The sequence below is a fragment of the Pseudoalteromonas denitrificans DSM 6059 genome, from assembly GCF_900112265.1.
GTDB lineage: Bacteria > Pseudomonadota > Gammaproteobacteria > Enterobacterales > Alteromonadaceae > Pseudoalteromonas > Pseudoalteromonas denitrificans.
The window spans coordinates 13672-39705 of sequence record NZ_FOLO01000015.1 but is presented as its reverse complement, the minus strand read 5'-3'; the positions used below and the strand labels follow the sequence as shown (position 1 = coordinate 39705).

Annotated in this window: 23 protein-coding genes; 4 read left to right on the top strand and 19 right to left on the bottom strand. The window is 35.9% G+C overall.

Going from position 1 to position 26034, the window contains the following annotated elements:
* Positions 1-17 precede the first annotated feature (17 nt).
* Genes allB through xdhA form a run of 4 tightly spaced genes read right to left on the bottom strand, consistent with a single transcriptional unit; the run spans position 18 to position 6077 of the window.
* Positions 18-1406, bottom strand: coding sequence for an allantoinase AllB (allB, locus tag BM088_RS11275; RefSeq protein WP_091983735.1), 1389 nt, complete (start codon positions 1404-1406; stop codon positions 18-20).
* A 23-nt stretch (positions 1407-1429) separates the two neighbouring features.
* A complete protein-coding gene (gene xdhC, locus BM088_RS11270; RefSeq protein WP_245763808.1) occupies positions 1430-2290 on the bottom strand; it encodes a xanthine dehydrogenase accessory protein XdhC in 861 nt (286 codons plus the stop codon).
* Positions 2291-2299: 9 nt separating this feature from the next.
* Positions 2300-4636 (bottom strand): xanthine dehydrogenase molybdopterin binding subunit, encoded by a 2337-nt coding sequence (gene xdhB, locus BM088_RS11265; protein WP_091983733.1) that lies wholly within the window; start codon positions 4634-4636, stop codon positions 2300-2302.
* Positions 4629-6077: a xanthine dehydrogenase small subunit gene (xdhA, locus tag BM088_RS11260; RefSeq protein ID WP_091983731.1), complete on the bottom strand. Its 1449-nt coding sequence runs from the start codon at positions 6075-6077 to the stop codon at positions 4629-4631. Before xdhA ends, xdhB begins: the two co-directional genes overlap by 8 nt.
* A 298-nt stretch (positions 6078-6375) precedes the next feature.
* Here xdhA and BM088_RS11255 point away from each other — a divergent pair, with 298 nt between their 5' ends.
* A complete protein-coding gene (locus BM088_RS11255) occupies positions 6376-7077 on the top strand; it encodes a pseudouridine synthase (RefSeq protein ID WP_091983728.1) in 702 nt (233 codons plus the stop codon).
* A 140-nt stretch (positions 7078-7217) separates the two neighbouring features.
* Positions 7218-8837 (top strand): methyl-accepting chemotaxis protein, encoded by a 1620-nt coding sequence (locus BM088_RS11250; protein ID WP_091983726.1) that lies wholly within the window; start codon positions 7218-7220, stop codon positions 8835-8837.
* A gap of 99 nt (positions 8838-8936) precedes the next feature.
* On the opposite strand, the gene BM088_RS11245 is transcribed toward BM088_RS11250, so the two are convergent.
* The 4 genes from BM088_RS11245 to BM088_RS11230 all read right to left on the bottom strand — a co-directional run bounded on the left by BM088_RS11245 (position 8937) and on the right by BM088_RS11230 (position 12510).
* Complete coding sequence (locus tag BM088_RS11245) at positions 8937-9704, bottom strand: DUF2884 family protein (protein WP_425439303.1); 768 nt, start codon at positions 9702-9704, stop codon at positions 8937-8939.
* A 169-nt stretch (positions 9705-9873) separates the two neighbouring features.
* Positions 9874-10392 carry an Lcl C-terminal domain-containing protein gene (locus BM088_RS11240; RefSeq protein ID WP_245763807.1) on the bottom strand — a complete coding sequence of 173 codons (519 nt, stop codon included), beginning with the start codon at positions 10390-10392 and terminating at the stop codon, positions 9874-9876.
* Positions 10393-10431: 39 nt separating this feature from the next.
* Positions 10432-12090, bottom strand: a complete 1659-nt coding sequence (locus BM088_RS11235) for an Lcl C-terminal domain-containing protein (protein ID WP_245763806.1) — start codon at positions 12088-12090, stop codon at positions 10432-10434.
* Between the two features lie 84 nt (positions 12091-12174).
* On the bottom strand, positions 12175-12510 hold the full coding sequence (locus BM088_RS11230) for a hypothetical protein (protein ID WP_091983722.1): 336 nt from the start codon (positions 12508-12510) through the stop codon (positions 12175-12177).
* A 324-nt stretch (positions 12511-12834) separates the two neighbouring features.
* Between BM088_RS11230 and msrA the strand changes: the two genes are divergently transcribed.
* A complete protein-coding gene (gene msrA / locus BM088_RS11225) occupies positions 12835-13368 on the top strand; it encodes a peptide-methionine (S)-S-oxide reductase MsrA (protein ID WP_091983720.1) in 534 nt (177 codons plus the stop codon).
* A gap of 62 nt (positions 13369-13430) precedes the next feature.
* On the opposite strand, the gene BM088_RS11220 is transcribed toward msrA, so the two are convergent.
* From BM088_RS11220 to argC, 7 genes are all read right to left on the bottom strand, one after another.
* The gene (locus BM088_RS11220) at positions 13431-13955 is read right to left on the bottom strand and encodes a hypothetical protein (RefSeq protein ID WP_091983718.1); all 525 of its coding nucleotides are present in this window, start codon (positions 13953-13955) and stop codon (positions 13431-13433) included.
* 99 nt (positions 13956-14054) lie between these two features.
* Complete coding sequence (locus BM088_RS11215; RefSeq protein ID WP_091983716.1) at positions 14055-14270, bottom strand: hypothetical protein; 216 nt, start codon at positions 14268-14270, stop codon at positions 14055-14057.
* 370 nt (positions 14271-14640) lie between these two features.
* A complete protein-coding gene (gene argH / locus BM088_RS11210; RefSeq protein WP_091983714.1) occupies positions 14641-16512 on the bottom strand; it encodes an argininosuccinate lyase in 1872 nt (623 codons plus the stop codon).
* A 59-nt stretch (positions 16513-16571) separates the two neighbouring features.
* On the bottom strand, positions 16572-17783 hold the full coding sequence (locus BM088_RS11205) for an argininosuccinate synthase (protein ID WP_091983712.1): 1212 nt from the start codon (positions 17781-17783) through the stop codon (positions 16572-16574).
* Between the two features lie 93 nt (positions 17784-17876).
* A complete protein-coding gene (locus BM088_RS11200; RefSeq protein WP_091983710.1) occupies positions 17877-18797 on the bottom strand; it encodes an ornithine carbamoyltransferase in 921 nt (306 codons plus the stop codon).
* Between the two features lie 21 nt (positions 18798-18818).
* Positions 18819-19580 carry an acetylglutamate kinase gene (argB, locus tag BM088_RS11195; protein WP_091983708.1) on the bottom strand — a complete coding sequence of 254 codons (762 nt, stop codon included), beginning with the start codon at positions 19578-19580 and terminating at the stop codon, positions 18819-18821.
* Positions 19577-20599: an N-acetyl-gamma-glutamyl-phosphate reductase gene (gene argC / locus BM088_RS11190; RefSeq protein WP_091983706.1), complete on the bottom strand. Its 1023-nt coding sequence runs from the start codon at positions 20597-20599 to the stop codon at positions 19577-19579. Before argC ends, argB begins: the two co-directional genes overlap by 4 nt.
* Positions 20600-20759: 160 nt before the next feature.
* On the opposite strand from argC, the gene argE reads away from it, so the two are divergent.
* On the top strand, positions 20760-21932 hold the full coding sequence (gene argE / locus BM088_RS11185) for an acetylornithine deacetylase (RefSeq protein ID WP_091983704.1): 1173 nt from the start codon (positions 20760-20762) through the stop codon (positions 21930-21932).
* 33 nt (positions 21933-21965) lie between these two features.
* On the opposite strand, the gene BM088_RS11180 is transcribed toward argE, so the two are convergent.
* The 4 genes from BM088_RS11180 to BM088_RS11165 all read right to left on the bottom strand — a co-directional run bounded on the left by BM088_RS11180 (position 21966) and on the right by BM088_RS11165 (position 26034).
* Positions 21966-22352, bottom strand: a complete 387-nt coding sequence (locus BM088_RS11180) for a VOC family protein (protein WP_091983702.1) — start codon at positions 22350-22352, stop codon at positions 21966-21968.
* A gap of 206 nt (positions 22353-22558) precedes the next feature.
* Positions 22559-24028: a ribosome biogenesis GTPase Der gene (gene der / locus BM088_RS11175; protein ID WP_091983700.1), complete on the bottom strand. Its 1470-nt coding sequence runs from the start codon at positions 24026-24028 to the stop codon at positions 22559-22561.
* A gap of 167 nt (positions 24029-24195) precedes the next feature.
* Positions 24196-25374, bottom strand: a complete 1179-nt coding sequence (bamB, locus tag BM088_RS11170; RefSeq protein ID WP_091983698.1) for an outer membrane protein assembly factor BamB — start codon at positions 25372-25374, stop codon at positions 24196-24198.
* 9 nt (positions 25375-25383) lie between these two features.
* Entirely contained in the window at positions 25384-26034 is a 651-nt protein-coding gene (locus BM088_RS11165; protein WP_091983696.1) for a YfgM family protein, read from the bottom strand.

Below are 26034 nucleotides of genomic sequence, written 5' to 3'. Positions count from 1 at the left end.
CCCCGTCTACCTCTTCATCAATAACGACCTTTTAACAAAGGCTGACCTACAGGTTTATTAATAAATTTGTCATTGTCGTAAACTATTTGACCTCGTAAATATGTACGCTCTACTAGACCTGTTACAGTGCGTCCTTCATAAGGCGTTATTTTATTTTTATGTTTAATCATTTCATTGGTGATTTTATATTCTGTAACATCATCAAACACCATAAAATCAGCATGGTAGCCTACTTTTATATGACCCTTAATATGATCCATGCCAATAAATTTAGCCGTTTGCGCACTCATCCAATAAGCGATATCGGTTAAATCAAAAGCTTTCTCTTTCGCTTGAGTCCAAATGAGTGGTAAACCAAACTGCAATGCTGAAATTCCTCCCCAGGCTTTTTCAATATCTCCTGTATCTATATGTTTTAGTTGCGGTGTACAAGGTGAATGATCTGAGACAATAAAATCAATAACCCCTTCCTTTAAACCTTGCCAAAGCTGGTGACGATTTTCATTTTCACGAATCGGGGGGCAACATTTAAATAAAGTTTTACCATCGGGAATGCTTTCTGAGAATAGCGTTAAATAATGCGGACAAGTTTCAATTGTTAATTTTTGACCTTCTGCTCGTGCTTTTTTAATGTTACTAATCGCTTCTGCACTTGATAAATGCACGATATGCACATGACAATCTAAACCTTTTTTTTTCACTTCACGATTTAAATTTATCATCATATTAATCGCATCATTTTCCCAAGATTTAGGCCTTGATGCTAAAAAGCTCTGATAACTTCGTCCTATTTCAGCAGGTTCATTATTAGTGCAATCAAGCTCTGCATGAATTAAATAGGGAACATTGTGCTTGGCTAAAATGGGCATTGCTTTTCGTAAATCATCAGCTTGCATGTTTGGGAATTCAGCAATGCCTGAGTCTATTAAAAATGATTTGACCCCCAATACTCCCGCCTCTAAAAGTGCTTCTAAATCATTAATACTGTCAGGTATTACCCCTCCCCAAAAACCACAATCGACCCATAACTTATCACTAACAGCAGCTAACTTTTCATCAAAAGCTTTTTTATTTATTGTGACTGGAATGCAGTTAAGTGGCATATCAACTAAAGTTGTGATGCCACCAGCAGCCGCAGCTTGTGTCGCAGTGTTGAAACCTTCCCATTCAGTACGACCGGGTTCATTTATATGTACATGACTATCAACCAAACCAGGCATGAGTACTTTATTGCCAATATCATCTACAGGGCATTGCAACTGACAATCATAAGTATCAATTGAATCAATAAGGCCATTTTTAACAATAACAGTAGCAGCGATTATCCCATTAGAAGTCACTACGCGCTGACTTCTAATGGCAAAATAATTACTATTATTTGAATTTTTGGTATCACTGCTAAGCATTATTTTTCCTTTAACTAATTGATTTATTCAACAAGTACTTCTTGTTCATTCACTAATGATTTTAGTTCAGTCCAATCTATGCCTTGTTTATTCTCAGTCGGTTTTAATTGTGATTGATACAGCGTAATAATTTCACCAACAATAGAAACTGCAACTTCCATTGGGAGTTTCCCCTGAACATTACTGAGCCCCACTGGACACACTATTTTTTTCACTTGCTCTTTTGCAAAACCTCTATGTTCAAACCTGTGCTGAAACCGTTTCCACTTAGTATCAGAACCTATCAAACCTAAATATGTAAAATCATTTCGCTTGAGTACTGCACTACAAATATCAAAATCCCTTTGATGGTTATGCGTAAGCACTAAGTAATAACTATTTGCAGGCATATTAACAACTTCATCAACAGGATTGTCACAGACGAGATGTTGCGTATTTGTTGCAACTATTTTAGGAAAAAGTTCTTCACGTTCATCAACCCAAAATAACTTTACAGGTAATCCAGCTAACATGGGTGCAATTGCATGCCCAACATGTCCTGCACCAAATAACATAATATTAATATGACTACTTACAAAACTTTCAAACAAGATACTTGTAGTACCGCCACAACACTGACCTAATTTAGGACCTAAAGGAAAATGCTCTAAATGCTGCGCTTGCTCACCTTTAGCTAGAAATTCCAATGCTATTTTTGTAGCCTTGTGCTCTAAATGCCCTCCACCAATAGTGTCAAATACCGCATTTTGACTCACGACCATTTTAGTGCCGCTATTACGTGGCGCAGACCCCTGAACACCAAGTATTGTGACTATTATATAAGCTTCGCCTTTAGTGCTCAGCTCTTTGACGGCATCAATCCAGTTCGTATTTGGTATCATCATGACGTTCACCTAAAGTGATTTCATTTGTTGTACAGCCATTAGCACGCGCTCAGGTGTCGCAGGAGTATTTAAAATAGGACTCGCTTTGTAGTCGCTTACACTTGAAACCGCGTCTCGTAACGCCGACCAAACCGAAATTGCCAACATAAATGGCGGTTCACCTACCGCTTTAGAGTTATAAATTGTTGCCTCTGCATTCGGTTCATTTTGCAATAGCTCAACATTAAAAACTTCAGGCATATCAGCAATTGCAGGTATTTTATAGGTTGCAGGGTTATTACTCACAAGACGACCTTTTTCATTCCAAATTAATTCTTCCGTTGTGAGCCAGCCCATGCCTTGCACGAAGGCTCCTTCAATTTGTCCTAAATCTATGGCGGGGTTTAAAGAATCTCCAACGTCATGTAAGACATCAACACGCGCTACTTTGTATTCTCCGGTTAAGGTATCAATCACAACCTCAGAACATGCAACACCATTAGCAAAATAGAAAAAAGGACGACCATTTGCTTTGTCACGGTCATAATATATTTTTGGCGTTTTATAAAATCCTGTAGAAGATAATGAAATACGATTCATATAAGCCAACTGTACTAACTCAGCAAAACTCAATTGCTTAACATTACTAATATGAACTTGGTTATCACTAAAAATCACATCGTTTTGTTCAACTGAAAAATGCTCACAAGTAAACTCAATTAATCTATTTTTCAAGATAATGGCTGCATTTTGTGCTGCTTTACCATTTAAATCTGTGCCCGAGGATGCTGCTGTAGGTGAAGTATTAGGCACTTTATCGGTTCTTGTCGAACAAACAATAATATTATCTATATCAACCTGAAACTCTTGCGCAACAACCTGAGCAATTTTAGTATTTAATCCTTGCCCCATTTCAGTGCCACCGTGATTTAACTGTATGGAACCATCGGTATATAAATGAATTAATGCGCCAGCTTGATTTAAATGCTGAACAGTAAAAGAGATACCAAATTTGACGGGCGTGAGTGCTATCCCTTTTTTCAAGAAAGTATTGATTTTATTAAACTGTGTAATTTCAGTTCGTCGCTTTTGATACTCACAATCATTTTCAAGTTTGTTTATCATCATAGGCAGAATATTATGTTCTACCGTTTGACCATAATGAGTAATGTTTCGATCATTTTGCCCATATAAATTTAGCTTTCGTATTTCTAATGGGTCTTTATCCACTTTTCGAGCAATATCATCCATCACACCTTCAATGGAGATCATGCCTTGCGGACCACCAAAGCCACGATATGCTGTATGAGATACCGTATTTGTTTTACAACGATTACCAACAACATGCGCATTTTCTAAAAAATAAGCGTTATCGCTATGAAACATCGCACGGTCGACAATCGCATCAGATAAGTCAGGTGAATAACCACAATTTCCATTAATGTTAAACTCAATGCCTTTGATCAAGCCTTGCTCATCAAAACCCACTTTATAATCATTTTCAAAAGGGTGACGCTTTCCTGTTAAGGTCATATCATCAACGCGATTTAAACGTAATTTGACACAGCGACCCGTTTTATTTGCTAATAATGCCGCAATACAAGCCCAAGGCGCAGCTTGTGTTTCTTTACCACCAAAACCTCCCCCCATACGGCGCATATCGACCACAACTTTATTAAAAGAAATACCTAACACTTCAGCAACAAGCTTTTGCACCTCACTGGGGTGCTGGCTTGAGCTATAAATCATCATGCCACCATCTTCTGTTGGCTCTGCACTTGAAATTTGGCTTTCTAAATAAAAGTGTTCTTGCCCTCCTATTTTTAACTTCCCTTCTAAAATATGTTTACTGGCATTAATGGCTGAAACGGCATCGCCTCTCTTTTGAGTATGAGGTGGGCGTACAAAATTTTGCTTAGATAAGGCCTCTTTTACCGACAAAACTGGTTCAATTTCTTCATATTCTACAATCGCTAACTTTGCCGCTTTAACCGCCGCTTCATGACTTGTTGCAGCAACAGCAAATAAAGCTTGGCCCATAAATTCGACTTTATCTAACACTAGTACAGGGTCACCTTTAAATACTGGGCCTATATCTAAATGACCAGGTACATCAGTCGCAATTAAAACATCAACCACACCAGGTGCCACTTTGACTTTACTTAAATCCATAGATTTAACTAAACCATGTGCAATCGTTGTTTGACCGATAGCAGCAAAAAGTTGGTTCGCCATTTGAGGTCGATCATCTATATATAATGCTTTACCAGTTACATGTTTATCAGCGCTTTCATGCTTACGTGAAACACCTACTTTTCCAGTAATTTTGCTTGAGGTTTTATCTTGAAGTTGAGCTAACTTACGCATATTGAACAACTCCCGTATTAATCGTTGGCTGAGTAATTTCGATAAAAGCTTTTTGTAATAAGTTTTTAGCAACGACCATGCGGTAATTCGCCGAAGCGCGTACATCACTCATAGGGGTAAAGTCTTGCTCTAATGCTTGCATCCCATTTTCAATACTAGCTTGAGTCCAAGGCTTTCCAATTAATTCTTTTTCACATTTAATAGCACGCTTGGGGGTCCCTGCCATACCTCCAAATGCAATACGAACACTTTTAACAACATCATCTTCAATAACTAGGTTAAATGCTGCTAATACTGCCGAAATATCATCATCAAAACGTTTTGATATTTTATATACCTTTAAATAACTATTTTCTTTCGCTTTTGGAATAATAATACTTTGAATAAACTCACTTTTTTGTTGAGATGTTTTTTTATAATCGATGAAATAGTCTTCTATTGAAATGATTCTATTTTTATTACCCAAACGTAAATTCAACTTAGCATCCAGTGCAATTAATACCGGAGGTGTATCAGCTATAGGAGAAGCGTTACCAATATTACCTCCTAAAGTACCTTGATTACGAATTTGTAGTGAACCAATACGCTCAATCATTTCTCCAAATTCATGGTAGTGTGTTGCAATACTTGGTGTAAAATCACTAAAAGGTAAAGCTGCACCTAAGGTAAACTGCGCATCACTTTCTTCAAATTCTTGCAACTCAGGCACATTTCCAACATAAATGATCGTACCTAAACTTTTCATCATTTGTGTAATTTCAAGTACGATATCTGTGCCGCCAGCAATAATACGAGCATTAGGGTGGGCAAGCATCAAATCAGTTAATTCAGATAATGAACTTGGACTATAAGCAACTTGGTCACCTTCACTTAATTTCAATAGTGATGTTTTTTGAATTTTAGCTAAAGCAGCTATTGTATTTCTTTTATTTCTATCAAATTGGTCAGGTCCATGATTTTTAGCGGCACTTGCCGCATCAATAATAGCCCGATAACCAGTACAACGGCATAAATTACCCGCAAGCGCCTCTAACGTTTGTGCTTTTTCAGGTTCGGGGTTGTTTTTATGTAAAGCAAACAATGACATAATAAAACCCGGTGTGCAAAAACCGCATTGGGATCCATGAAAGTCAACCATCGCTTTTTGCACAGGGTGTAACTTATCACCATCTTGTAAGTCTTCAACAGTGAGTAACTGTTTGCCATGCAAACTCGGTAATAAACTAATACAGGCGTTTAAACTTTTATATCGTAAATCTCCACCAGCATATTCAACAGTCACAACGGTACAAGCGCCGCAGTCTCCGGATGCGCAACCTTCTTTAGTACCACTTTTACCCGTACAAGATCTCAAGTATTGCAAAATACTGGTATTTGGATTGATATCACTTAACGAGATTAAACGATCATTAAGTAAAAATTGAATTTTATTTTTTAACATAAAAACTCTGCCATTAATATTGCCTATTCAGCTCACCATCAGTCTTGCTTTTTCAAAAAACAAAATTATAAATACTTGCCACACAAAACCTGACACATGTGACAAATTTTAAAATGTAAGTCAACAGAGGTTAGGAGTCAAGGTCAATCTAGCAAAATAGTTTATTCTTCAATAATAGACCCAAAATTAGAGCATGCTTAACAATTGGTTTTTTATCGGTTTATATATCATCAATATTTATCTATCTACAGCTATCCGCTATACTCGCGCCATTAAATTATCCTATGTGAACACCCCTATGAAATTTCCTTGCCGTTTAGATAAATTTATTAGTCACTTAGCTGAGATCCCACGCACAAAAGCCAAAGCAGGGATCAAAAGAAAATTTGCAACCGTTAATGGTGAAGTCATTCGTAGCTTTGATTATCAAGTAAAGCCTGATGATATTGTTATATTTAAAGATGTTCAATTGACCGATCTAGGCAAACGCTACTTCATGGTAAATAAACCTGAAGATTATGTTTGTGCAAATAGCGATGAAATGCATCCCACTGTATTGGAATTATTAAATGAGCCAAAACTTTCGGAATTACATATTGCAGGCAGACTTGATATAGATACCACTGGCTTGGTGTTGATCACAAATGATGGTGACTGGTCACATAGAGCAACATCCCCGAAACATCAAAAATTTAAAACTTACCTAATTGAAACTGATGCAGAAATTACAGAGCAGGCAATAACAGAACTTGAAGAAGGTGTCATGCTTAATGGTGAAAATGCACCAACTCTTCCAGCAAAAGTAGAAAAACTTGCCCGTTTTAGCTTAAAGCTATCAATTCAAGAAGGAAAATATCATCAAGTTAAAAGAATGCTAGCAGCTGTAGGAAATCATGTGGCTGCATTACACCGTGAACAAGTATCAAGGATATTATTAGATTCAAGTTTAGAACCTGGTCAGTACAGGGCACTAACTCAAGATGAAATAGATTCTATTTAATAAAAAATTTAATAATCCTCAATCAAATCATTAATAAAAATCATGTTAAAGATAATTTTTATTAATGATTACCTCTAGTACTTGCCTCAGAAAGCGCTATTATCGTATTCGAATAATAATAAATCAGAGGAGATAACTATATGAGTTTACGTTCAAAAATAATTTTTTTTGTTGGGATATTATTTATTGCCCTTCTAAGTATTGCAGGCTTAGGTTTGCAGGCACTACGCCATACAAGTGAAAACGACAATATCGCACGTATTAATCAATTAATGAAAAGCACGGTCAACATAGTACAACAGTTTGAACAACTCGCCACTTCTGGCCTGTTAAGCAAAGAACAAGCTCAAGAATACGCTAGTCGCTTATTACGTGAAAACAAATACCATGATTCAGAATATGTTTATGTAGTAAATGATGAATTAAACTTTATCGCGGCTCCTCATGACCCTCAATTACATGGTACCAGTTTCAATGATTTTAAAGATGCAAATGGCGCAAGCGTTGGTAAATTAGTTGAACGTTTGGTAGGTAACAAGGTAGATAAAATCATTACTTACCACTGGAGTTCAAAAAGAGAGGGAGAAATTGTCGATTTAACCTCTGTTGTACAAAAAACAACGGATTGGGGTTGGTATGTAGGTACTGGCATCAGTTATAAAGAAGTTGATAAACGATACTGGTCGACTGCTCAATGGCTGTTAGGTTTATCTATTATCATCGCATTGGCACTTGCTTTTGCATTAGGTCACTTTGGTTTAAAACTCAGCAATGCTTTAGGAGCTGAGATTAATCAAGTTTTAAGTATTGTGCTTAAAGTCTCACGCGGGAATTTACAACCCAATATTGCATTTAACAACGCCCTAAATGACAGCGTTGTCGGCGCTGTAAATTATATGCAAGTGGGATTAAAAAGCGTCGTTCAAGGTATCATAAATGTATCTAATAGCCTCAAAGAGCAAACCCTTGATTCTGAAAGGCGTTCTGTTGAATTAGATAATTTAACTGGCTCATTAAATAATGAAACACAAATGGTAGCATCAGCAATTACCGAACTCACGGCCTCTGCAAAGGCTGTTTCTAATCATGCAGAACAAGCAGCTGAGTCCGTAAAAGCAGCTGAAGTACAAGGACAAAATGCACACTTATTGACTGAGGAAGCAACAAAAACAATTACATTGTTAGAAAAGCAAATTGAAAGTGCTGGCTCAAATATCCAAATTCTTGATGATGAAGTTAATAATATTGCAAATGTTTTAACAGTAATACAAGGTATTGCTGAACAAACAAATTTACTAGCACTTAATGCCGCTATTGAAGCTGCAAGAGCAGGAGAGCAAGGCCGTGGTTTTGCGGTTGTAGCTGATGAAGTTCGTCAATTAGCGCAAAGAACCCAAAGTAGCACAGAAGAAATACATACCATGATTTCTCGTCTGCAAAGTGCAACTAAAGATGCAAAAACATCGGTAAATCAAAGTATGTCAACCAGTGAACAAACGGTATCAAAATCTCAAAAAGTATCTCAAGAGTTACAAAAAATTGCCAATTCATTATCTGAAATATCTTTAATGAGTCATCAAATTTCGGTTGCAGCAAAAGAGCAACTAGAAGCAGGTGAAGATACAGCGCAGCGTATTGTTAATATTTCAGATACTGCACATAATACGGCCGAAGTATCTAATCAAGCACACTCTTCAACCGATGAAATAAAATTACTGACAACCAATTTAGAGAAAGAAGTAACAAAATTTGAATTATAAAAAAATAACGATATAACTCCTTACTTTTAATACAATAAGGAGTTATAACTTAGATGTAGTAGCTCAGACTTGATCTAACAGTTTCCCACTTTAGCCTAGTTAAATTTTTGGCTTGATTTTAACTAAATCGAATTCAACAAGTTGCGGAATAATATTTTGCAAGCGAGTTTCAGTTTCATCTAAAGATTGTAGACAACCACAATATTCAGCTGCTTTTTTTTCTAATACACTTGCTTTTTTTTGCAACGCTTTATCAATTTCACTTGAAATAATATCCATGCGATCGCCCATATCTAATAAGCGTTCCTCTATATTACCCTCATCTGATTCAAACGCTTCACCCAATGCCAATAAAATAGCACCTAAAGATCCATGTACTGCGGCATGAATTTTGTCACTAATTTCATTTTTAAAAAAATCGTCTAAACGTGATAATGATTGAGGTGCAATATAATAAAAATCATCACCTTTTTTAAACTTATTCATTAAAGCTTTTTCAACATACTCTAACTGGTTTTGCAATACTTCAGGTTCTTTATCTGAAAATCCTTCTACAACTTGTTCTATAGCTGATAAACCTAAATTAACCCCATCTGTTGCCAAGTTAACAAGTTCTGGCACTGTGCTTCTAAGACCTTGGCTATATTCATTTAATACGAGAGTTTCTTCTTCTGTTAATGCTATCCAGCGACCTTTTATGAATATTTGGTGATTTTGTTTACTGAGTCCTGAATTTATTTGTACGCGAGTTTGGGTACCATCAACTATTCTGATCACATTTTCAGTGATAATAAGGCCTAGCGCCAATTCAACATTGCATTCTTCTTCAGCAAAAACATTTAAAGTATAAAAGCTCAGACATAGCATTATTAGAGGCCGTAACAGCTTTTTGCGCATTATTTTACTCATAAAGAAAACCTATGGGCGTACTTTAGCAAAAAAGGGCTTAATACCCAATCACACTGAAAAATAACTTTGAAACAAGAAATAAAAAACGCGACCAAAGCCGCGTTTTATTAAAGCTTCAATATATTCGCTATTTAGCAAATCTTACTAAACGTAAATATACGTCTGCATTCTTGTTTTTTAAATTGTTTTTTCCACTATAAAAAGCATAAGCCCAAGCATGATCTGCTTTATCAATACTTGATGTGCTTGACCAATAATTTTCTGCAAGCGTATTTGGAAATAATACGGCATTAACTGCAGGATCTACACATTGTCTTTCAACAATACTAGCCAACTGTTTATAGTCAGGTAAATGCCAATCACTAAAATCTGCAAATGTTGTGGATTTTGCCGTTTTTAGTGCTTGCTGCCACGTAACTTGTTGTGCTTCGTTATCACAAGCCTTTGTTGTACTGTTATATGTTTGGCCTATACTGCATCGCATCCACATTAAACCTGTTAACTGATCTTCAACGGTCCCATTATCAGACTGAACAAAACGACTGCTAGGTGTTGTTGCAACTAAATCAGCGTCATAACACGTTTGTGCCATACTTATTTGGCTGATAAAAAGACTTAGCATGCTGAATAATTTAATTAATTTCATATCACTCCTCTTCTTAATTAACAAAGTTTACATCGCAAACTAAGGGGTTCTGACTAAACGTAAATAAGCGGTATTTGATTTAGGGTAGGCAATATCATTACCAGTTTGCATATCTAAAACCCAGGCAAAACTTAAACTTTGTCCATCAGCACTTGTTTCTAACGTCCAATACCTTAAATGGTTCAATTGAGTCTGCACTGGTATATTAGGAAATACTTCTGTATTTAATAAATGAGCTTGACCCTGCTTACTTAAATCCATAATGCTCATGAGTTCATTGTAACTTGGCACCCGCCAATTATTACCACCACAATAGTTAGTTGCATTCACTTCATTTACATAAGTTTCTAACCCACAATCTAAACTACTTGTACAAGTTGACTGTGCAGCCCCTTTTGTTCCTTCGACACCGCCGTTAGCACTTCCAGAATAAAACCAAGTATAATGATTTTGACCTTCTCTTAGCTGTGCATTTGGAATTGTGCCCGTATTTGCTTGCTTAACTTCCCAAATCAACCCTGTTACATTATCACGTACACATGAAAAAGCATTTGTATCATTAGGTAGTTCATCTGCAAACTCATCTAGCTTTGTAAAATCAAATCCTGACTCTCCAAATCCTGCTTTATCTAAATGTTGTGCAACTGAATCACGACCAAAGTCAGCATCTTGCCCAGGAAAATCATTACCATTGCAATCAATTTTTTGTAATTCATCAAAACAATCGGTCATGCCAGAATCATTGCCTATGCCTAAAGCAAAAGTTTTTATATTAACTCTGGTAACTCCTGATGCTGTTCTATTCTTTTCATCTTTTACAATGACAGTGAAAAGAAGTTGCTCGGTCGCATCTATATCAGGCACTGAAAAGTGGCTGATACATTCATCAGCTTGTATTAAATTAACACTAGTCCCTGAAGTTTGTGACCAAACACAGCTAAAACTTGGCGTAAGAGTTTGGCTTTTACTTGCATCTAATAATACAGTTTCAAATTCATTTGCTGTTTGGGTTACCCCTGTATCTACTTCAATTACTTTATCTGTTTTAAATAACAATAAATCAAAATAATTTGTCTGACTGCCATTCTCATCATCTGTGATAGTTAAACTAAACTGTGTTTGCGTATTTTCATCAAGTAAAGGGTGAGAAAAGCTTAAGTCAGCTTGGTTTGTTATGGGCAAATTCACTTCAGTGCCTTTCGTTTGTTCCCATTGATAATTTACTAAACTGCCATTTGTATCCGGATCTACTGACTTTACGCTGCTTAATGTAATTACATCAGCATATTTTGACGGTAGTTGAGTTGGAGCTGTTTGCTCAATAATAACGGTAGGTAATTGATTTATTGAATTAACAATTACGACAACCTCATCTATTGCTGTTGTATTGTCTGGAGATTTGTATTGCACCTGAAAAGTTAACTGTGAATTTTGTTTTACTTCCGGTGCAGTAATACTTTGTGTTGCACCTTCAAGAGGAAAACCCGCTATAATGGGCCCACTTTTTTGAGTCCAAGTAAATACACCTTCAGCTGGTGCAGCTATCGCAGTTAAGTTTATTATTGATTTTTCATCTATAACTTGATCGGAACCAGCATTAACACTAACAGAAACTTCTTTATTGGTATCTGAATCAGAACCACCACCACAAGCTGTGATGTTTGCTACTAGTAAAGCTAAAATAGCCACTTTTTTCATGGCATCACCTAATTTATCATTATCACTAATGTTAATAATGCAAAATGCTAGCCAAATATTTTTGACACATAATATTAGATTTAATTACATATAACTATCTTGATGAATCCTTACAAACAATTTAGTACCTATTTTGGAATAATCTACTTTATATTCTCTTCCATCCAGTGCTTGAATAAATAATAACTGCTTCACGTCTGTAAATACATCTTGAGTTGCTACATATACCATTTCTAAATAACGTTCTTTTGCTTCTCTGCGATTTTTTGGTAGCTTTTCTTTAAAAGGTTCTAGCCCATTAATTGTTACTTTAATTCGAGGATGTTCATCACCATTAACTATCACTAAATCTAATTTTTTTTCTTTATGAATAATTGTATTACGCCCACTGGTAATAAACGCTCTTTCATTCTCACTCATTTATATTAATTCCTACAATTACTTAAGTATTAGCTATTTTAGTATAGCAAAAATAATCTTATTGAAGAAAAGCAAAGTACATTACTAGCATTAAAAAAGCCCAAATAAAAATATATCTCGACCTTTTACAATGTATACAATTTGACTTTTTAAGCATTATTTCACTTTTATCTACTTTGAAAGTTTCTTATATAGAAACTAAAACACTAATAAACATAAATTTTAATAAAATACAGATAAAGATTAGATAAATTAATACGCTAGGGCAAGATATTTACTCTTTTAAGTTATACTTATTTTTATGGCCTTCCAAAAAGTTTTATTATGGACAAAGAAATTCAAACGGCAACTTTTGGTGCTGGTTGCTTTTGGTGTATTGATGCAGCATTTAGAAATGTACTTGGTGTAAACTCTGTAAAGTCTGGTTATGCGGGGGGAGCAATAAAAAATCCGAGCTATCAACAAATTTGTAGCGGGCTAACAAACCATGCCGAAGTTATTCAAATCAAGTTTGATGAAACTAAAATCTCATTTGAAGTTTTACTTGATATGCTTTTTACCTTACACAATCCAACTCAATTGAATCGACAGGGCAATGATATTGGTACACAATATCGAAGCGTTATTTTTTATCATAATGATGCACAGAAAAATCTAGCAGAACAAGCTATCATCAAATATCAACCTCACTTTAGTGCTAAGATTGTAACAGAGATAACCCCTGCTTCAGAGTTTTATTTAGCTGAAAATTACCATCAAGATTATTATGCAGCGAATCAAGAACAACCCTATTGCAGTATGTTAATAGGACCTAAAATAAAAAAGTTAAAAGAAGAGTTTATTGAATATTTAAAATAAATAGCTATAAATTGAACCAAAATCTTCAGTGACAATATTGATTTTTAGATATAATCAAAGCGCTATACAAGCGCTTTTTTTCGAATGGGTGAAGTGACAAATTTATAAAATCGAAATATGCCTAAATAGTCTTTATCTAATATGAGCGCAAATATCATCATAAAATCGATTAAGTTTACGCCTGCTGAGTATAGATCCCATAACCACCAATGTTCTGCATTACCTAAAACTCTAGTGTCTATATGCATACTTAAAAAGAATAATGAATTTATTACAAGTCCAATATAAACATACCTAACACCAAAAGAAGTTTTTAAATTAAAAGTTTTAGAAAACCAAAAGATAACAATTAAAGTGATAACATCATAGCTAAACCAAATTAAATAAATTTCAGAGACTTTATATAGATCCCAAAAGTGATCACTAATAAAATATGAACTAAACATTATAAAAGCAGAAAAAAATAGCAGGCTATCTTTTTTACTTTTAGAATATTTCATTAATAAATTAAAAAGCAGAGCCATTAAAAAACCCCACACCACTAATGCACCTAATGATGAACTCAAGTTTTTGGTTAACCAAAACATTATTAATCTCTATTTTTAATTACTTAAAACTGAAAAAAGTTATGTGTTCAAATAGAAAATAAAATAATTAAATTTTAAGTTAAAACTATACTTTATTCACTAAAGAAAACTTTTTTTATCTGGTAATACCCCACCACCACGCATAGGGTTTAACCTAGCTGTTAACCTAGCTCCCCCTGAAATCAAAGCAGCTTGTGATAAGCTGATTACCTTAGCAGATAATAAACTACTTTTGCTAGTGTTCTGCGACGAATTCATTGTTTGATTTTTTTTATGAACCAGTGCTGATAAACCTTGTTTGTCATATGCTTGCATAATATTTTTCCTTGTTTTTATTGTTAAAAGGGGAAATTTGAGTCATTTATTATTTTTAATGGTTAAATTTAAACTCATAAATTAATTTCCCTTTTTATTTAGCAAGTTACGATCCAAACTTGAAAAAACAATTGAAATTACGAATAAGGAATTATTCACATTTATCTTTTTTCACACTTTCGATTTAGCATCCTTCAGTGGTTATTTTTATATGTTTATTTAATATACAAAAAAGCCTATCAATACATATTGATAGGCTTTAATTAACGAGTCTTGTTTCTAACAAAAAACGATAAAAAGGGGACTTTATATTTAATGTCAAAATACTGTCATTAACTATTATGCTAACTACATCTATACATAAAGAAGGTTAAGCAACATTTGCACACGGTATATGACCTTCGGTTTGAGCGTGAGTATTCAATAAATAATCCATAGCAACTTCATCACAATTATCTTTGCGTAGGCATAATTCACAATCTTTCATTACTTTTTCAGGTAATTCAGATTTATGGCTTGCTGAAAACCCTAATTTAGTAAAAAAGCCTGGTACACGGGTTAAAACAATCACACGCTTAAGGGCCAGTTTTTTAGCTTTAACTAATAAATGGTCAACTAATGCGCGACCCTGTCCTTTAGCTTCAGTTTTTTCACATATACCTAAAGAGCGTATTTCTGCAAGACCTGTATCGTAAATATAAAGTGACGCGCATCCAGTCACTTTGCCATTAATTTCTGTAACAGCAAATTCATTTATAGAATGTATCATGTCACTTTTTGCTCGCGGCAGATTCTCCCCGACTTTTGCCCAGTATTGGATTAAATCATTTATCGCTTCAACATCATCTAATCTTGCATCTCGTACTCTTACTTTTTGTGATGCTCTAGCACTTTGCATTGCAAATTTAACTTGTATTGCCGATGTTCCGCCTAATGCTTGACGTGCATCTAAACACGCCTGTAACTCAAGCACAGGGTAAACATCTTCCTGAATTGTTTTACATACTGCTTGAAACTGAGCTAAGGACAAATCTTCAAGGTTTTTATTTTCACTAATCGCAACTTGTACTAATTCACCAACTATGTGATGCCCCTCTCTAAAAGGAATACCTTTTGCAACTAAATAGTCTGCTAATTCCGTCGCATTTGCATGACCACCTTGCGCTGCAGCCTTGGTGACTTCTTGGTTTATTTTGACACCTTTAATACACGCTTCTGCCATATGTATGCAGGCAATCCATGTTGGCATGGCATCAAATAAGCCTTCTTTGTCTTCTTGCATATCTTTGTTATAAGCAAGAGGCAAGGCTTTTAAGGTCATCATCATGGCAGAAAAAGCCCCAAAAACACGGCCTGTTTTACCACGAATTAGCTCAAGTGCATCAGGGTTTTTCTTTTGTGGCATTAAAGAAGAGCCTGATGTTACGCTATCAGCTAGCTCTAAAAACCCAGCTTCCCCAGTATTATAAAAAATCATATCTTCAGCCATACGTGATAAATGCATCATAGAAATAGAAGCGCAACTTAACAATTCCACCACAAAATCACGATCCGAAACACCATCTAAACTATTTTTTGTTGCAGAGGTAAAACCAAGTGACTCGGCAAGTTTTTGCCTATCGATAGCATAAGCTGTTCCCGCCAAAGCACCGGAACCTAATGGGCATACATTAAGTCGTTCAATTGCATCTTTTAAACGACTTTCATCACGTTCCAACATTTCATAATAAGCCATGCACCAATGACTGAATAGTACGGGCTGTGCGCGTTGTAAGTGTGTATAACCAGGTAGCACAGTTCCAAATTCATTTTCAGCTAAAGTGATAATGGCATTCTTAAGTGATGTTATTGCTTTTAATAACTGCTCAGCAGTATCACGACACCAAAGCCTAAAGTCAGTGGCGACTTGATCGTTTCTGCTGCGCCCGGTATGTAGCTTTTTACCTAAATCACCCACTTTTTCAATTAACGCAGTTTCAACATAAGAATGAATATCTTCTGCACCTGATGCCACAATTAATTGTGGGTTGACTGCAACTTCATCTAGTAATTCATTTAATGCCGTTTGAATTTGTTGAAATTCGCCCTTCGTTAATACATTTACCTGCGTTAATGCATTTGCCCAGGCAATTGAACCAATAATATCTTGTTCTGCCAATTGATAATCAAAAGGCAATGAGTCATTAAACTGTTTAAATGCCTGATCTGGTCCTGATGAAAACCTACCGCCCCACAATGCCATTTTGTTCTCCTGGTCGAATTATTTCGCCCTAGTTATTACTTGCTTTTTGTTGCTAAAAACTACTTTGTATTTTCTTTGCTCAGTGCTGTGATTCTGCTCGAAAGCGAGAATAAACGAATAAACCCTTCCGCATGAGATTGGTTATAAACATCATCAGCACCAAAAGTAGCAAAATCTTCGCTGTATAAACTATTTGGAGATCTCTTTTGTACCGCTGTCACATTACCTTTATATAACTTAACAACTATTTCACCAGTAAATGTTTGAGCAAGCGCTTCAGCCCCCGCTAAAATAGAATCTTTAAGTGGTGTAAACCAACGGCCATCATATACAAGGTGTGCAAATTCATTGGCAAAAGTATTTTTCCATTTACGACACTCTTTATCTAAAACAAGTTCTTCAAGTGCACGTAGAGCAGTTACCATTACCGTACCACCTGGTGTTTCATAACATCCACGCGATTTCATACCGACTAAACGATTTTCAACTATGTCAATACGTCCTACGCCATGAAGTGCTGCAGGTTTATTTAATGCCACTAGACATTGATAAGGAGATAGTTTTTCACCATCTACAGCTATGATTTCACCTTTTTCAATACCAATATGAACATATTGCGCTTCATTTGGTGCTTCTTCTGGAGAATTAGTTAAAGGCCAAATTTCTGCTGACGGCTCACACCATGGGTCTTCAAGCTCACCACCTTCAGTGGATAAATGCCATGCATTACCATCACGACTATAGATTTTTTTAGCTGAAGCAGCACATGGAATATCTCGTTCAGCTAAGTAATCAAGAAGGGATTCACGACTATCTAAATCCCACTCCCGCCACGGTGCAATCACTTTTAAGTTTGGCGCTAAAGCCGCAAAACAAGATTCAAAACGCACCTGATCATTACCTTTACCTGTACATCCATGAGCAACAGCATCAGCACCTACTTTAAGTGCAACTTCTACTTGTGCCTTAGCAATGATAGGACGTGCCATTGATGTTCCTAATAAATAAGTTCCTTCATACACAGCACCCGTTTTAAGCGTAGGGTAGATGTAATCAGCAACCATTTCTTCTTTTAAGTCTACGACATAACATTCTGATGCACCTGACGCTAATGCTTTTGCTTCAATGCCTTCAAGTTCTTCATCCCCTTGACCTACATCAGCAACAAAAGCGACAACTTCACAATCATAATTTTCTTTTAACCACGGCATAATCACAGATGTATCTAAGCCACCAGAATATGCTAATACTACTTTTTTTATTGAACTCATAACTTTACCTTTGAATAATGCTTTCTTTAATTTATTAGGCTAAAACCCAACCTACTTAAATTCTTAATTGAAGTTCTGACCTAGACTTTTTAATTAAATAAAGTCAGGATTTAATAATGTGATTAATAATGCGTTTTGTGCATGCATACGATTTTCAGCCTGTTGAATAATTTTGGCTGCAGGTCCATCCATTAACTGAGATGTAATTTCAAACTCTCGATGAGCAGGCTGGCAATGTAAAACGGTACTTGCACCCGTTTGCTCTAATAATGTTTGGTTCAATTGATATGGCATATACTTTTGCTTCACTTCATCAATTGAAGAAGTATCCCCCATCGACACCCAAGTATCAGCATATAAAACATCAGCTCCCGCTGCTGCCTCTACTCTATCGCTGACCTGCACATGAGCATTATTAATTGCAGCTATTTGTTCAGCTTGTTTTACAATTTGAGCATCGGGGGAAGCACCTTTAGGACACACAGCAACAAAGTCAGTGCCTAAAGTAGCCGCAAGTAACATAAGCGAGTGAGTAACATTATTACCTTCACCTAAATATGCTAATTTAAGCTGACTTACATCCCCATGTACTTCTTGCAAAGTTAAAAAATCAGCTAATGCCTGACATGGATGATATAAATTACACAAACTATTCACCACTGGCACACTTGCGTGTTCAGCCAAAGTCGTTAAAGTACTGTGTTGGTTTACACGAGCTACAATACCATCAGCCCAAGTTGAAATATTTAAAGCAAAATCTTTTACAGATTCACGAGAACCCATAGCACCATTTTGTTGATCTAAATAAACTGCGTGACCACCTAATTTGTTAATACCAATATCAAATGAAAGACGTGTTCTTAAACTTGGCTTTTCAAATAAAGTAACTATTGATAATCCCCGCAAGGCTTGATTAAAATCTTTTGGATTTGCTTTTAATGCTTTTGCCAAATCAAGCAACTTTAGTATTGCTGTTTTATCGAACTCTAATCCGTGTAAAAAATGTTGTGACATGATGTATTTTTCCTAAATAATTTATAAAGTAATTTTTGTACCAATGTGCAGACCTTCTAATAAATCAGCTAAATTCTCTGGTTTTTGCCAACTAGAAATATATACACCACGTCGTAAGTGTTCGGCAGCACGTAAACTGGTCTCAACTTTGACCTGCATACCACCTAAAATCACTCCATCATTAACCAATTCTTTTATTTCATTTGTATTAAGCTGATGTAAAGGTTTTTTGTCAGCGTCTAAAACGGCTTCAACATCAGTCATAAATATAAGTTCAGCATTTAAACTTGCCGCAATTGCCGCAGCCGCTTCATCCGCATTTACGTTGTACCAACTGCCATCTAAATCAAAACCAATCGAACTTATAATCGGTAACCTTTTTTGACTTAACATAAGTTCAACAACACTATCCAGTGTTGATTCACTGGTTCCCACTTGACCTAGCGCTTTAAGTTTTTTATTACTTTCAATCCCAGCATCATATAAACTTAAACCCACTGGTTTTAAATTTGCAGCAATTGCTTGCCCCATAAGTTGTTTATTTGCGCATCCTGCCAACGCCCCTACAATATAAGGCATTTGCTCCTTTGGACTGATGCGCAAACCTAAGTGTTTTGCAGTTGCAAATCCGGCATCTTGTAACCAGGTATCAACTAATGATCCACCACCATGCACTATGACAAATTGTGCATTAAGCTGCTTTGTCAACACTTCAAATAAAGATTTAGCTGCACCTTCACTATTTAAAACAGCACCACCCAGTTTAATTACCCAAGTTTTCATTCCTGAACTCCTTTAGGTAATAAACTATATTCCGCGCAAAGTCCCATACTTATATTCATGCATTGTAATGCTTGACCTGAAGCGCCTTTTAACAAATTGTCGATAGCCGACATGACAATTAACTGAGAACCTTGCTGTTGCCATGCAATATCTACGAACGGCTTATTGACTACGCCATTAATTGTGGGGATTTTATTAGCCAATAGACGGATCAGTGGTTGATCAGCCAAACAGTCATATGCCTTTTCAACTTGATCTGCTGTTACATTTTCTTTTAACTGAACGTAAATAGTTTCTAAAATACCTCTAGGAAAATTTCCTATATGCGGTGTAAACAGCACTTTATGACCTAAGTATTTTTCAATTTCAGGGGTATGTCTGTGATTAAATAAACCATAAGCAGCTAAACTCACCTCACAAAAATGAGTGTTAACATTTGCTTTACGTCCTGCACCAGTTACACCTGAAACAGCATTTATTATAATATTTTCTTTGCTTACTAAATTCGCATCAACCAAAGGTTTCAGTGCATTTAACGCAGCTGTTGGGTAACACCCAGGCACAGCAATCAGTTGCGCATTTTTAATATCATCTGTGTTTTGCCATTCTGCTAAGCCATAAACCGCTTGATTAAGTAAACTTATGTTTTGATGACTAAAACCATAATACTTTTGATAGTCCTCATCAGAGCTCAAACGAAACCCTCCAGAAAGATCAAACACCTTCTTCCCCATTTCAATAAAAATAGGCGCAAGTTCTATGCTTACTTTATGATCTGTACATAAACAGACAAAATCAGCATTTTTTTGAATATCAGCAAAGGCATTACTTGTTAAAGGTTGTAAAATTTGATCTAACAAACCTAAATATTGAGGATATAAATCACTTAAATACTTTTCTTTGTCTAAACTTGCTTCTGATACATAAATACCTGCAAGTGTTAACTTATTATGTGATGCAACGAGTGAAGCAAGCTCTGCACCGCTGTAACCACTTGCCCCGATAATAACAACCTTCATTTTGACCTCTAAAAAAATTCCCTCTATCCGGAGGGAAGTAAAATCAGCTTACGCTGGGGAGATATTTATGCTAAAAATATGAATATATACGCACAATAAATTAAACTGGATTTATATTCAAGTTTTATGAATAATTATTTTAAACTTTTTAGGCTTATTTATGTCCAACAATAATTTTTTACATATGTACCAAACACTCGTATCAATTCCATCAATCAGCGCACTTGATGACAAACTTAATCAAAGCAACAAATTGGTAATAGATAACTTAGCAACCTGGTGCCAAACTCTAGGTTTTGAATGTGAAATCACAGAGCTAAATAACGCACCTAAAAAATACAATTTACTCGCTCGACTAACCCCGCAAGAGCAACAAGTAGAACATACAAATGTGAAAGGAGGATTAATGTTGGCAGGTCATACCGATACAGTCCCTTTTGATGATAAACAATGGAGCTTAAACCCCTTTGCGTTAACCCAAAAGAACAATAAACTTTACGGTTTAGGAGCAATCGATATGAAAGGTTTTTTTGCATTCATCCTAGATGTTTTACAAGGTTTAGACTTAAAAAATTTAAAACAACCTTTAATTATTTTAGCAACGGCGGATGAAGAAACAACCATGGCGGGTGCCCAGCAAATTTGTCAACATAAAAACTTAAAACCTGCTAGATGCATTATTGGTGAACCAACTGACATGATCCCTGTATTCACACATAAAGGTCATATGTCGAATGCGATAAGAATAACAGGAAAGTCGGGCCATAGTTCAGCCCCCGACTCTGGTTTAAACGCCATTGAAATAATGCATTTAGTAATAGAGAAGCTACTTGTTTTAAAGCAAACCTTGAAGAATAAATATTCAGACAAGCATTTTAAAATTCCCTACCCTACATTAAACTTAGGCCATATTCATGGTGGGGATAATGCTAATCGCATATGTGGTTGTTGTGAATTACATATTGATCTGCGCCCATTACCTGGGATAAGTGTAAAAGAATTACAAGCGATATTACTTGCGGCCGTTTCAGATATCACTAAGCAATATCCCAATACAGTTGAGGTAATAGATTTACATGATCCTATCCCTGCTTTTAAGGGAGCAACAGATTCTTCTTTAGTGCAATTAGCTGAAAAAATATCAGGTGAAAAAGCCATTGCAGTGAATTATTGTACTGAAGCACCTTTCATACAGCAATTAGGGTGTGAAACAATCATTATGGGACCGGGCTCAATTAATCAAGCACACCAGCCTGATGAGTATTTAGCAATGGAAAAAATAAAACCGACTCAAGAAATAATAAGAAAAATAATTTTAGAAAGCTGCTTTTGAAAAATGAGCTTGAAGTACAATCTTAACAGTGGTTTATTTTCGTGAATATAAAGCGATTAAAGTACCTTCGATAGAACGCACATAAGCCACGGTTTGACCTCCTGTTTTTTCTGCTGGTGAGCAAAAAGGTTCTGCACCCGCAGCAACAGCTTTATCATAAGATTGAGTAACATTATCGCAGTAAAACCGAATCTCAAACCCTAAAGCGGGTTGCTTTGGTTGACTGCGAATATAACTTTGTTTGAAATGAGATTGCGCAAATGGGTGTGCTGAAAACGCTAACTTAACATTCCCAGTATCCAATTCACCATACTGACCTGATTCATCATCTTCAATTGTGCGCAAGCCAAAGGCCTGATAATAAAAATCTAATGTTTCCTCAACGTCATCAACATAGATAATTGTATTCGCAAATTCCATCGCATCACCTTATAACAGCAGAGAATTCTATTTTATTATTTCATTACCTCAGTTTAAAATATGCCCTATTTTTAGCTATAAAACAAGCAAGTGGATTATGTCATAAAATAAAAGAATGACTATATTCTATATTTATATTCTTAAAACCTATAAAAAAAGCGCCATCGGCGCTTTTATTCAACTTAGTTTAAATATCATATTTAAAGTTATTTTTTGTGTAATTTAGCGATTTGTCTGCGTTTACGTTTTTGTGACAAAGTAACTTTAGTGGTACGCCCTGCATAAGGATTATCGCCTTCACGAAATTCAATCTTAATGGGCGTACCCATAACATTTAGGGCCTTACGGTAATAATTCATCAAATATCGTTTATATGACGTTGGTAATTTATGCACCTGATTACCGTGTATTACAATAATTGGTGGGTTATAACCACCTGCATGAGCATACTTAAACTTCACTCGACGACCACTAACCATAGGAGGTTGATGGTCCGACTGTGCCATATCCATAATACGACGTAACATTGAAGTACTTACACGTTTAGTTGCCGATTTATATGCTTCATCTACTGATTCAAATAAATGACCTACACCAGTACCATGTAATGCTGAAATAAAATGAATACGTGCAAAATCAATAAACCCTAAGCGTCTATCTAGCTCAGTTTTAATACGATCTTTAACATAATCATCCAAACCATCCCATTTATTCACTGCAATCACTAAAGAACGGCCTGCATTAAGTGTAAAACCTAATAAGCTTAGATCCTGATCACTGATCCCCTCTCTTGCATCAACAACAATTAAGACCACATTAGCATCTTCAATTGCTTTAAGTGTTTTAATAACTGAAAACTTCTCAACAACATCACTTACTTTTTTGCGCTTACGCACACCAGCAGTATCAATTAAAATATATTCTCTATCGTTTCGTGTCATAGGAATATACACAGAGTCACGTGTTGTGCCAGGTGCATCATAAACGATGACACGATCTTCACCTAAAATTCTGTTTGTCAGTGTTGACTTACCAACATTAGGACGACCAATAATAGCAAGCTTTATTGGTTTATCTTCAGGATTATAATCTTCTAAATCTTCATCATTTTCGTATATTTCAGAAAACTCATCATCATTTTCGTCTAAAACATTAACTTCAATACCATGCAACTTATTATATTCTTCAATAACAGGTTGCAACGCAATCTCGATCAAAGAAGTAACACCACGGCCATGAGATGCTGCAATATGAAAAACTTCACCTAAAGATAACTGATAAAATTCAGCACAATGTGAATCGGCATCTATACCATCAGTTTTATTGGCCACTAATAAAATTGTTTTATCTTGTTTACGTAAATGATCAGCAATTGCCTGATCAGCGACCGTCATACCGGCACGGGCATCCACCAAAAATAAAACAACATCAGCTTCTTCAATTGCTAATAAAGATTGCTCAGCCATTTCCACTTCGATGCCCGTTTCCGAACCATCAATACCGCCAGTATCCACAACGATAAACTCATAGTCATCACTACGCGCCTGACCATATTTACGATCGCGAGTTAAACCTGGAAAGTCAGCAACTAACGCATCACGAGTACGAGTTAAACGATTAAATAATGTGGATTTACCAACATTAGGTCGCCCAACAAGAGCGATCACAGGAAGCATAAACAACCCCTTTAAATTATTCTAAACCTGAATATCAAACCAAAACAAAATGGCTTACTTTCTAATTTAGTAGAAAACTAAAAACAACAAAAGGCTTCGCTATGCGAAGCCCTTTAAAATATACTTAATTAATCACAGGATAAAGTGTAATTAACTAAAATTTTACATTATGGTGCTTCAATAACTGAAACTTCACCATTTCTTGTAGTAATAACTAATTTATTGCCAACAGCAACAGGTTCAACAAAAAAGCCTGAATCATCAAACTCTTTACGAGAAACTAAATCACCCGTTGTTTTATCTAACCAATGCAAATTACCTTCATTATCACCTAAAGCTAAATAATTACCGATAACCGTTGGCCCAGTTAAGTGCCAACCTACAAGTGCTGGTTGACTCCAACGCTCTATACCAGAATTTTTATCAAGTGCAAAAACACCACCCGAACTATCAACTAAATAAATATTCTGACCATCAATAGACAGCTCTCGATACCCACTGTATTCGCGTTTAAAAATCACATTACCTGAACGAATATCTACAGCAGCTAAATTACCATTATAAGCAAGAGTATATACGATAGACCCTGAAACAATAGGCTGTGCATCAACATCAACCAATCGTTCAAACTCAGAAGTTCCTTTAGGCACTGCAATATCAGCTTTCCAAGCAGAAAAACCACTTTCAGAAATTAAAACCGTCAGCTTTCCAGTTTCTTCACCTACTAACACCCCGCCGTTAGCAACAACAGGAGAACTCATACCACGTAAAGTTAATGCTGGTACTTCTTGTTCATATTTCCAACGTTGCTCACCTGTATCTGGGTGCAATGCAACTAATTGGCCCGAACCTAAATTAGCAAAAATTAAACCATCACCTGCAGCAGGGCTTGAAAGGGCCTCGCCAGGAACACTTTGACGCCAAACTATTTCACCTGTTTCACGATCTAGTGCAATTATTTCGCCATGCTCAGAACCAACATAAATTTTACCGAACGCCTGTAATAAACCACCCGATAGTTTAGCGTTATCGCTATCTTCCCAAGGCCAGAATGCAGTATTTGAACGTACGTCTTTTTGCCACTTAACATCACCGGTTTCAAGAGAAAGCGCTTTAATTTCGCCATTTCTATCTGCAACAAAAAGAGTTTCTTTATAAACAGTTGGCGAAAGTCTTGAAAAATAGTGACCAACACCTTCACCAACAGATTCTTGCCATAATACATTTGTTTCAAACTGATTTACGATTACAGGTAAAACTAGCGCTTCTTCATCTTCATCACTTGAAGAACAACCTATTAATGAGGCCATGCATAAAGCCAATGTTGCCATGGTAATTTTTTTCATGACCCAACCTTACTTGTCAGATACTGGAACGTTTAATGCGACAACAGCTAAATTATCAAGTTTAATTTGCAATAAAGTATTATTTTCTGAACCACCAGCATCAACAGCAACCTGATATGATTTACGCGCTTGCTCTAAATCATTTTTAGCAACATATACATCGCCTTTAAGTTCAGCAACAGTCGCTTCAAAACTGATGGGCAAAGTATTACCGAGCGTAGTTAAAGCTTCATCAAACTTTTTTTGCTCTAATTGAATTCGTGCTAAACGTGTAAAAGCTAAAGCTTTAAATTCTATATTATTAGTATTAGTTGATATCCATATTAACTTTTCAGCAGCCGTATCAAGTTCATTTTTATCTACCGCTTCTTTTGCCGTTACAAAAGCAGCTAAAATTGCATAGCTAGAACCACTGTTGTTTTCAATAAATGTATCAGCATCAGCTAATAAGCTCGAACCTTCTTGACCCGCTTTTTCAACTAACTTGGTATAAGAGTCCGATGTTAACTCTGTAGTATCTACTGTATGTTGGTTATAAGCTCTCCAACCGTATAAACCACCTAAACCAAGTACAACGCCTATAGCAAGTGCAATACCATTATCACGAAAAAAGCCTTTGATTGCTTCTGCTTGTTCTTCTTCTGTTGAAAAAATTTCCAT

Coding starts and splice junctions, on each gene's coding strand:
- allB (WP_091983735.1), bottom strand. CDS start 1,406: ATGCTTAGCAGTGATACCAAAAATTCAAATAATAGTAATTATTTTGCC.
- xdhC (WP_245763808.1), bottom strand. CDS start 2,290: ATGATGATACCAAATACGAACTGGATTGATGCCGTCAAAGAGCTGAGC.
- xdhB (WP_091983733.1), bottom strand. CDS start 4,636: ATGCGTAAGTTAGCTCAACTTCAAGATAAAACCTCAAGCAAAATTACT.
- xdhA (WP_091983731.1), bottom strand. CDS start 6,077: ATGTTAAAAAATAAAATTCAATTTTTACTTAATGATCGTTTAATCTCG.
- BM088_RS11255 (WP_091983728.1), top strand. CDS start 6,376: ATGAAATTTCCTTGCCGTTTAGATAAATTTATTAGTCACTTAGCTGAG.
- BM088_RS11250 (WP_091983726.1), top strand. CDS start 7,218: ATGAGTTTACGTTCAAAAATAATTTTTTTTGTTGGGATATTATTTATT.
- BM088_RS11245 (WP_425439303.1), bottom strand. CDS start 9,704: ATGCTATGTCTGAGCTTTTATACTTTAAATGTTTTTGCTGAAGAAGAA.
- BM088_RS11240 (WP_245763807.1), bottom strand. CDS start 10,392: ATGAAATTAATTAAATTATTCAGCATGCTAAGTCTTTTTATCAGCCAA.
- BM088_RS11235 (WP_245763806.1), bottom strand. CDS start 12,090: ATGAAAAAAGTGGCTATTTTAGCTTTACTAGTAGCAAACATCACAGCT.
- BM088_RS11230 (WP_091983722.1), bottom strand. CDS start 12,510: ATGAGTGAGAATGAAAGAGCGTTTATTACCAGTGGGCGTAATACAATT.
- msrA (WP_091983720.1), top strand. CDS start 12,835: ATGGACAAAGAAATTCAAACGGCAACTTTTGGTGCTGGTTGCTTTTGG.
- BM088_RS11220 (WP_091983718.1), bottom strand. CDS start 13,955: ATGTTTTGGTTAACCAAAAACTTGAGTTCATCATTAGGTGCATTAGTG.
- BM088_RS11215 (WP_091983716.1), bottom strand. CDS start 14,270: ATGCAAGCATATGACAAACAAGGTTTATCAGCACTGGTTCATAAAAAA.
- argH (WP_091983714.1), bottom strand. CDS start 16,512: ATGGCATTGTGGGGCGGTAGGTTTTCATCAGGACCAGATCAGGCATTT.
- BM088_RS11205 (WP_091983712.1), bottom strand. CDS start 17,783: ATGAGTTCAATAAAAAAAGTAGTATTAGCATATTCTGGTGGCTTAGAT.
- BM088_RS11200 (WP_091983710.1), bottom strand. CDS start 18,797: ATGTCACAACATTTTTTACACGGATTAGAGTTCGATAAAACAGCAATA.
- argB (WP_091983708.1), bottom strand. CDS start 19,580: ATGAAAACTTGGGTAATTAAACTGGGTGGTGCTGTTTTAAATAGTGAA.
- argC (WP_091983706.1), bottom strand. CDS start 20,599: ATGAAGGTTGTTATTATCGGGGCAAGTGGTTACAGCGGTGCAGAGCTT.
- argE (WP_091983704.1), top strand. CDS start 20,760: ATGTCCAACAATAATTTTTTACATATGTACCAAACACTCGTATCAATT.
- BM088_RS11180 (WP_091983702.1), bottom strand. CDS start 22,352: ATGGAATTTGCGAATACAATTATCTATGTTGATGACGTTGAGGAAACA.
- der (WP_091983700.1), bottom strand. CDS start 24,028: ATGCTTCCTGTGATCGCTCTTGTTGGGCGACCTAATGTTGGTAAATCC.
- bamB (WP_091983698.1), bottom strand. CDS start 25,374: ATGAAAAAAATTACCATGGCAACATTGGCTTTATGCATGGCCTCATTA.
- BM088_RS11165 (WP_091983696.1), bottom strand. CDS start 26,034: ATGGAAATTTTTTCAACAGAAGAAGAACAAGCAGAAGCAATCAAAGGC.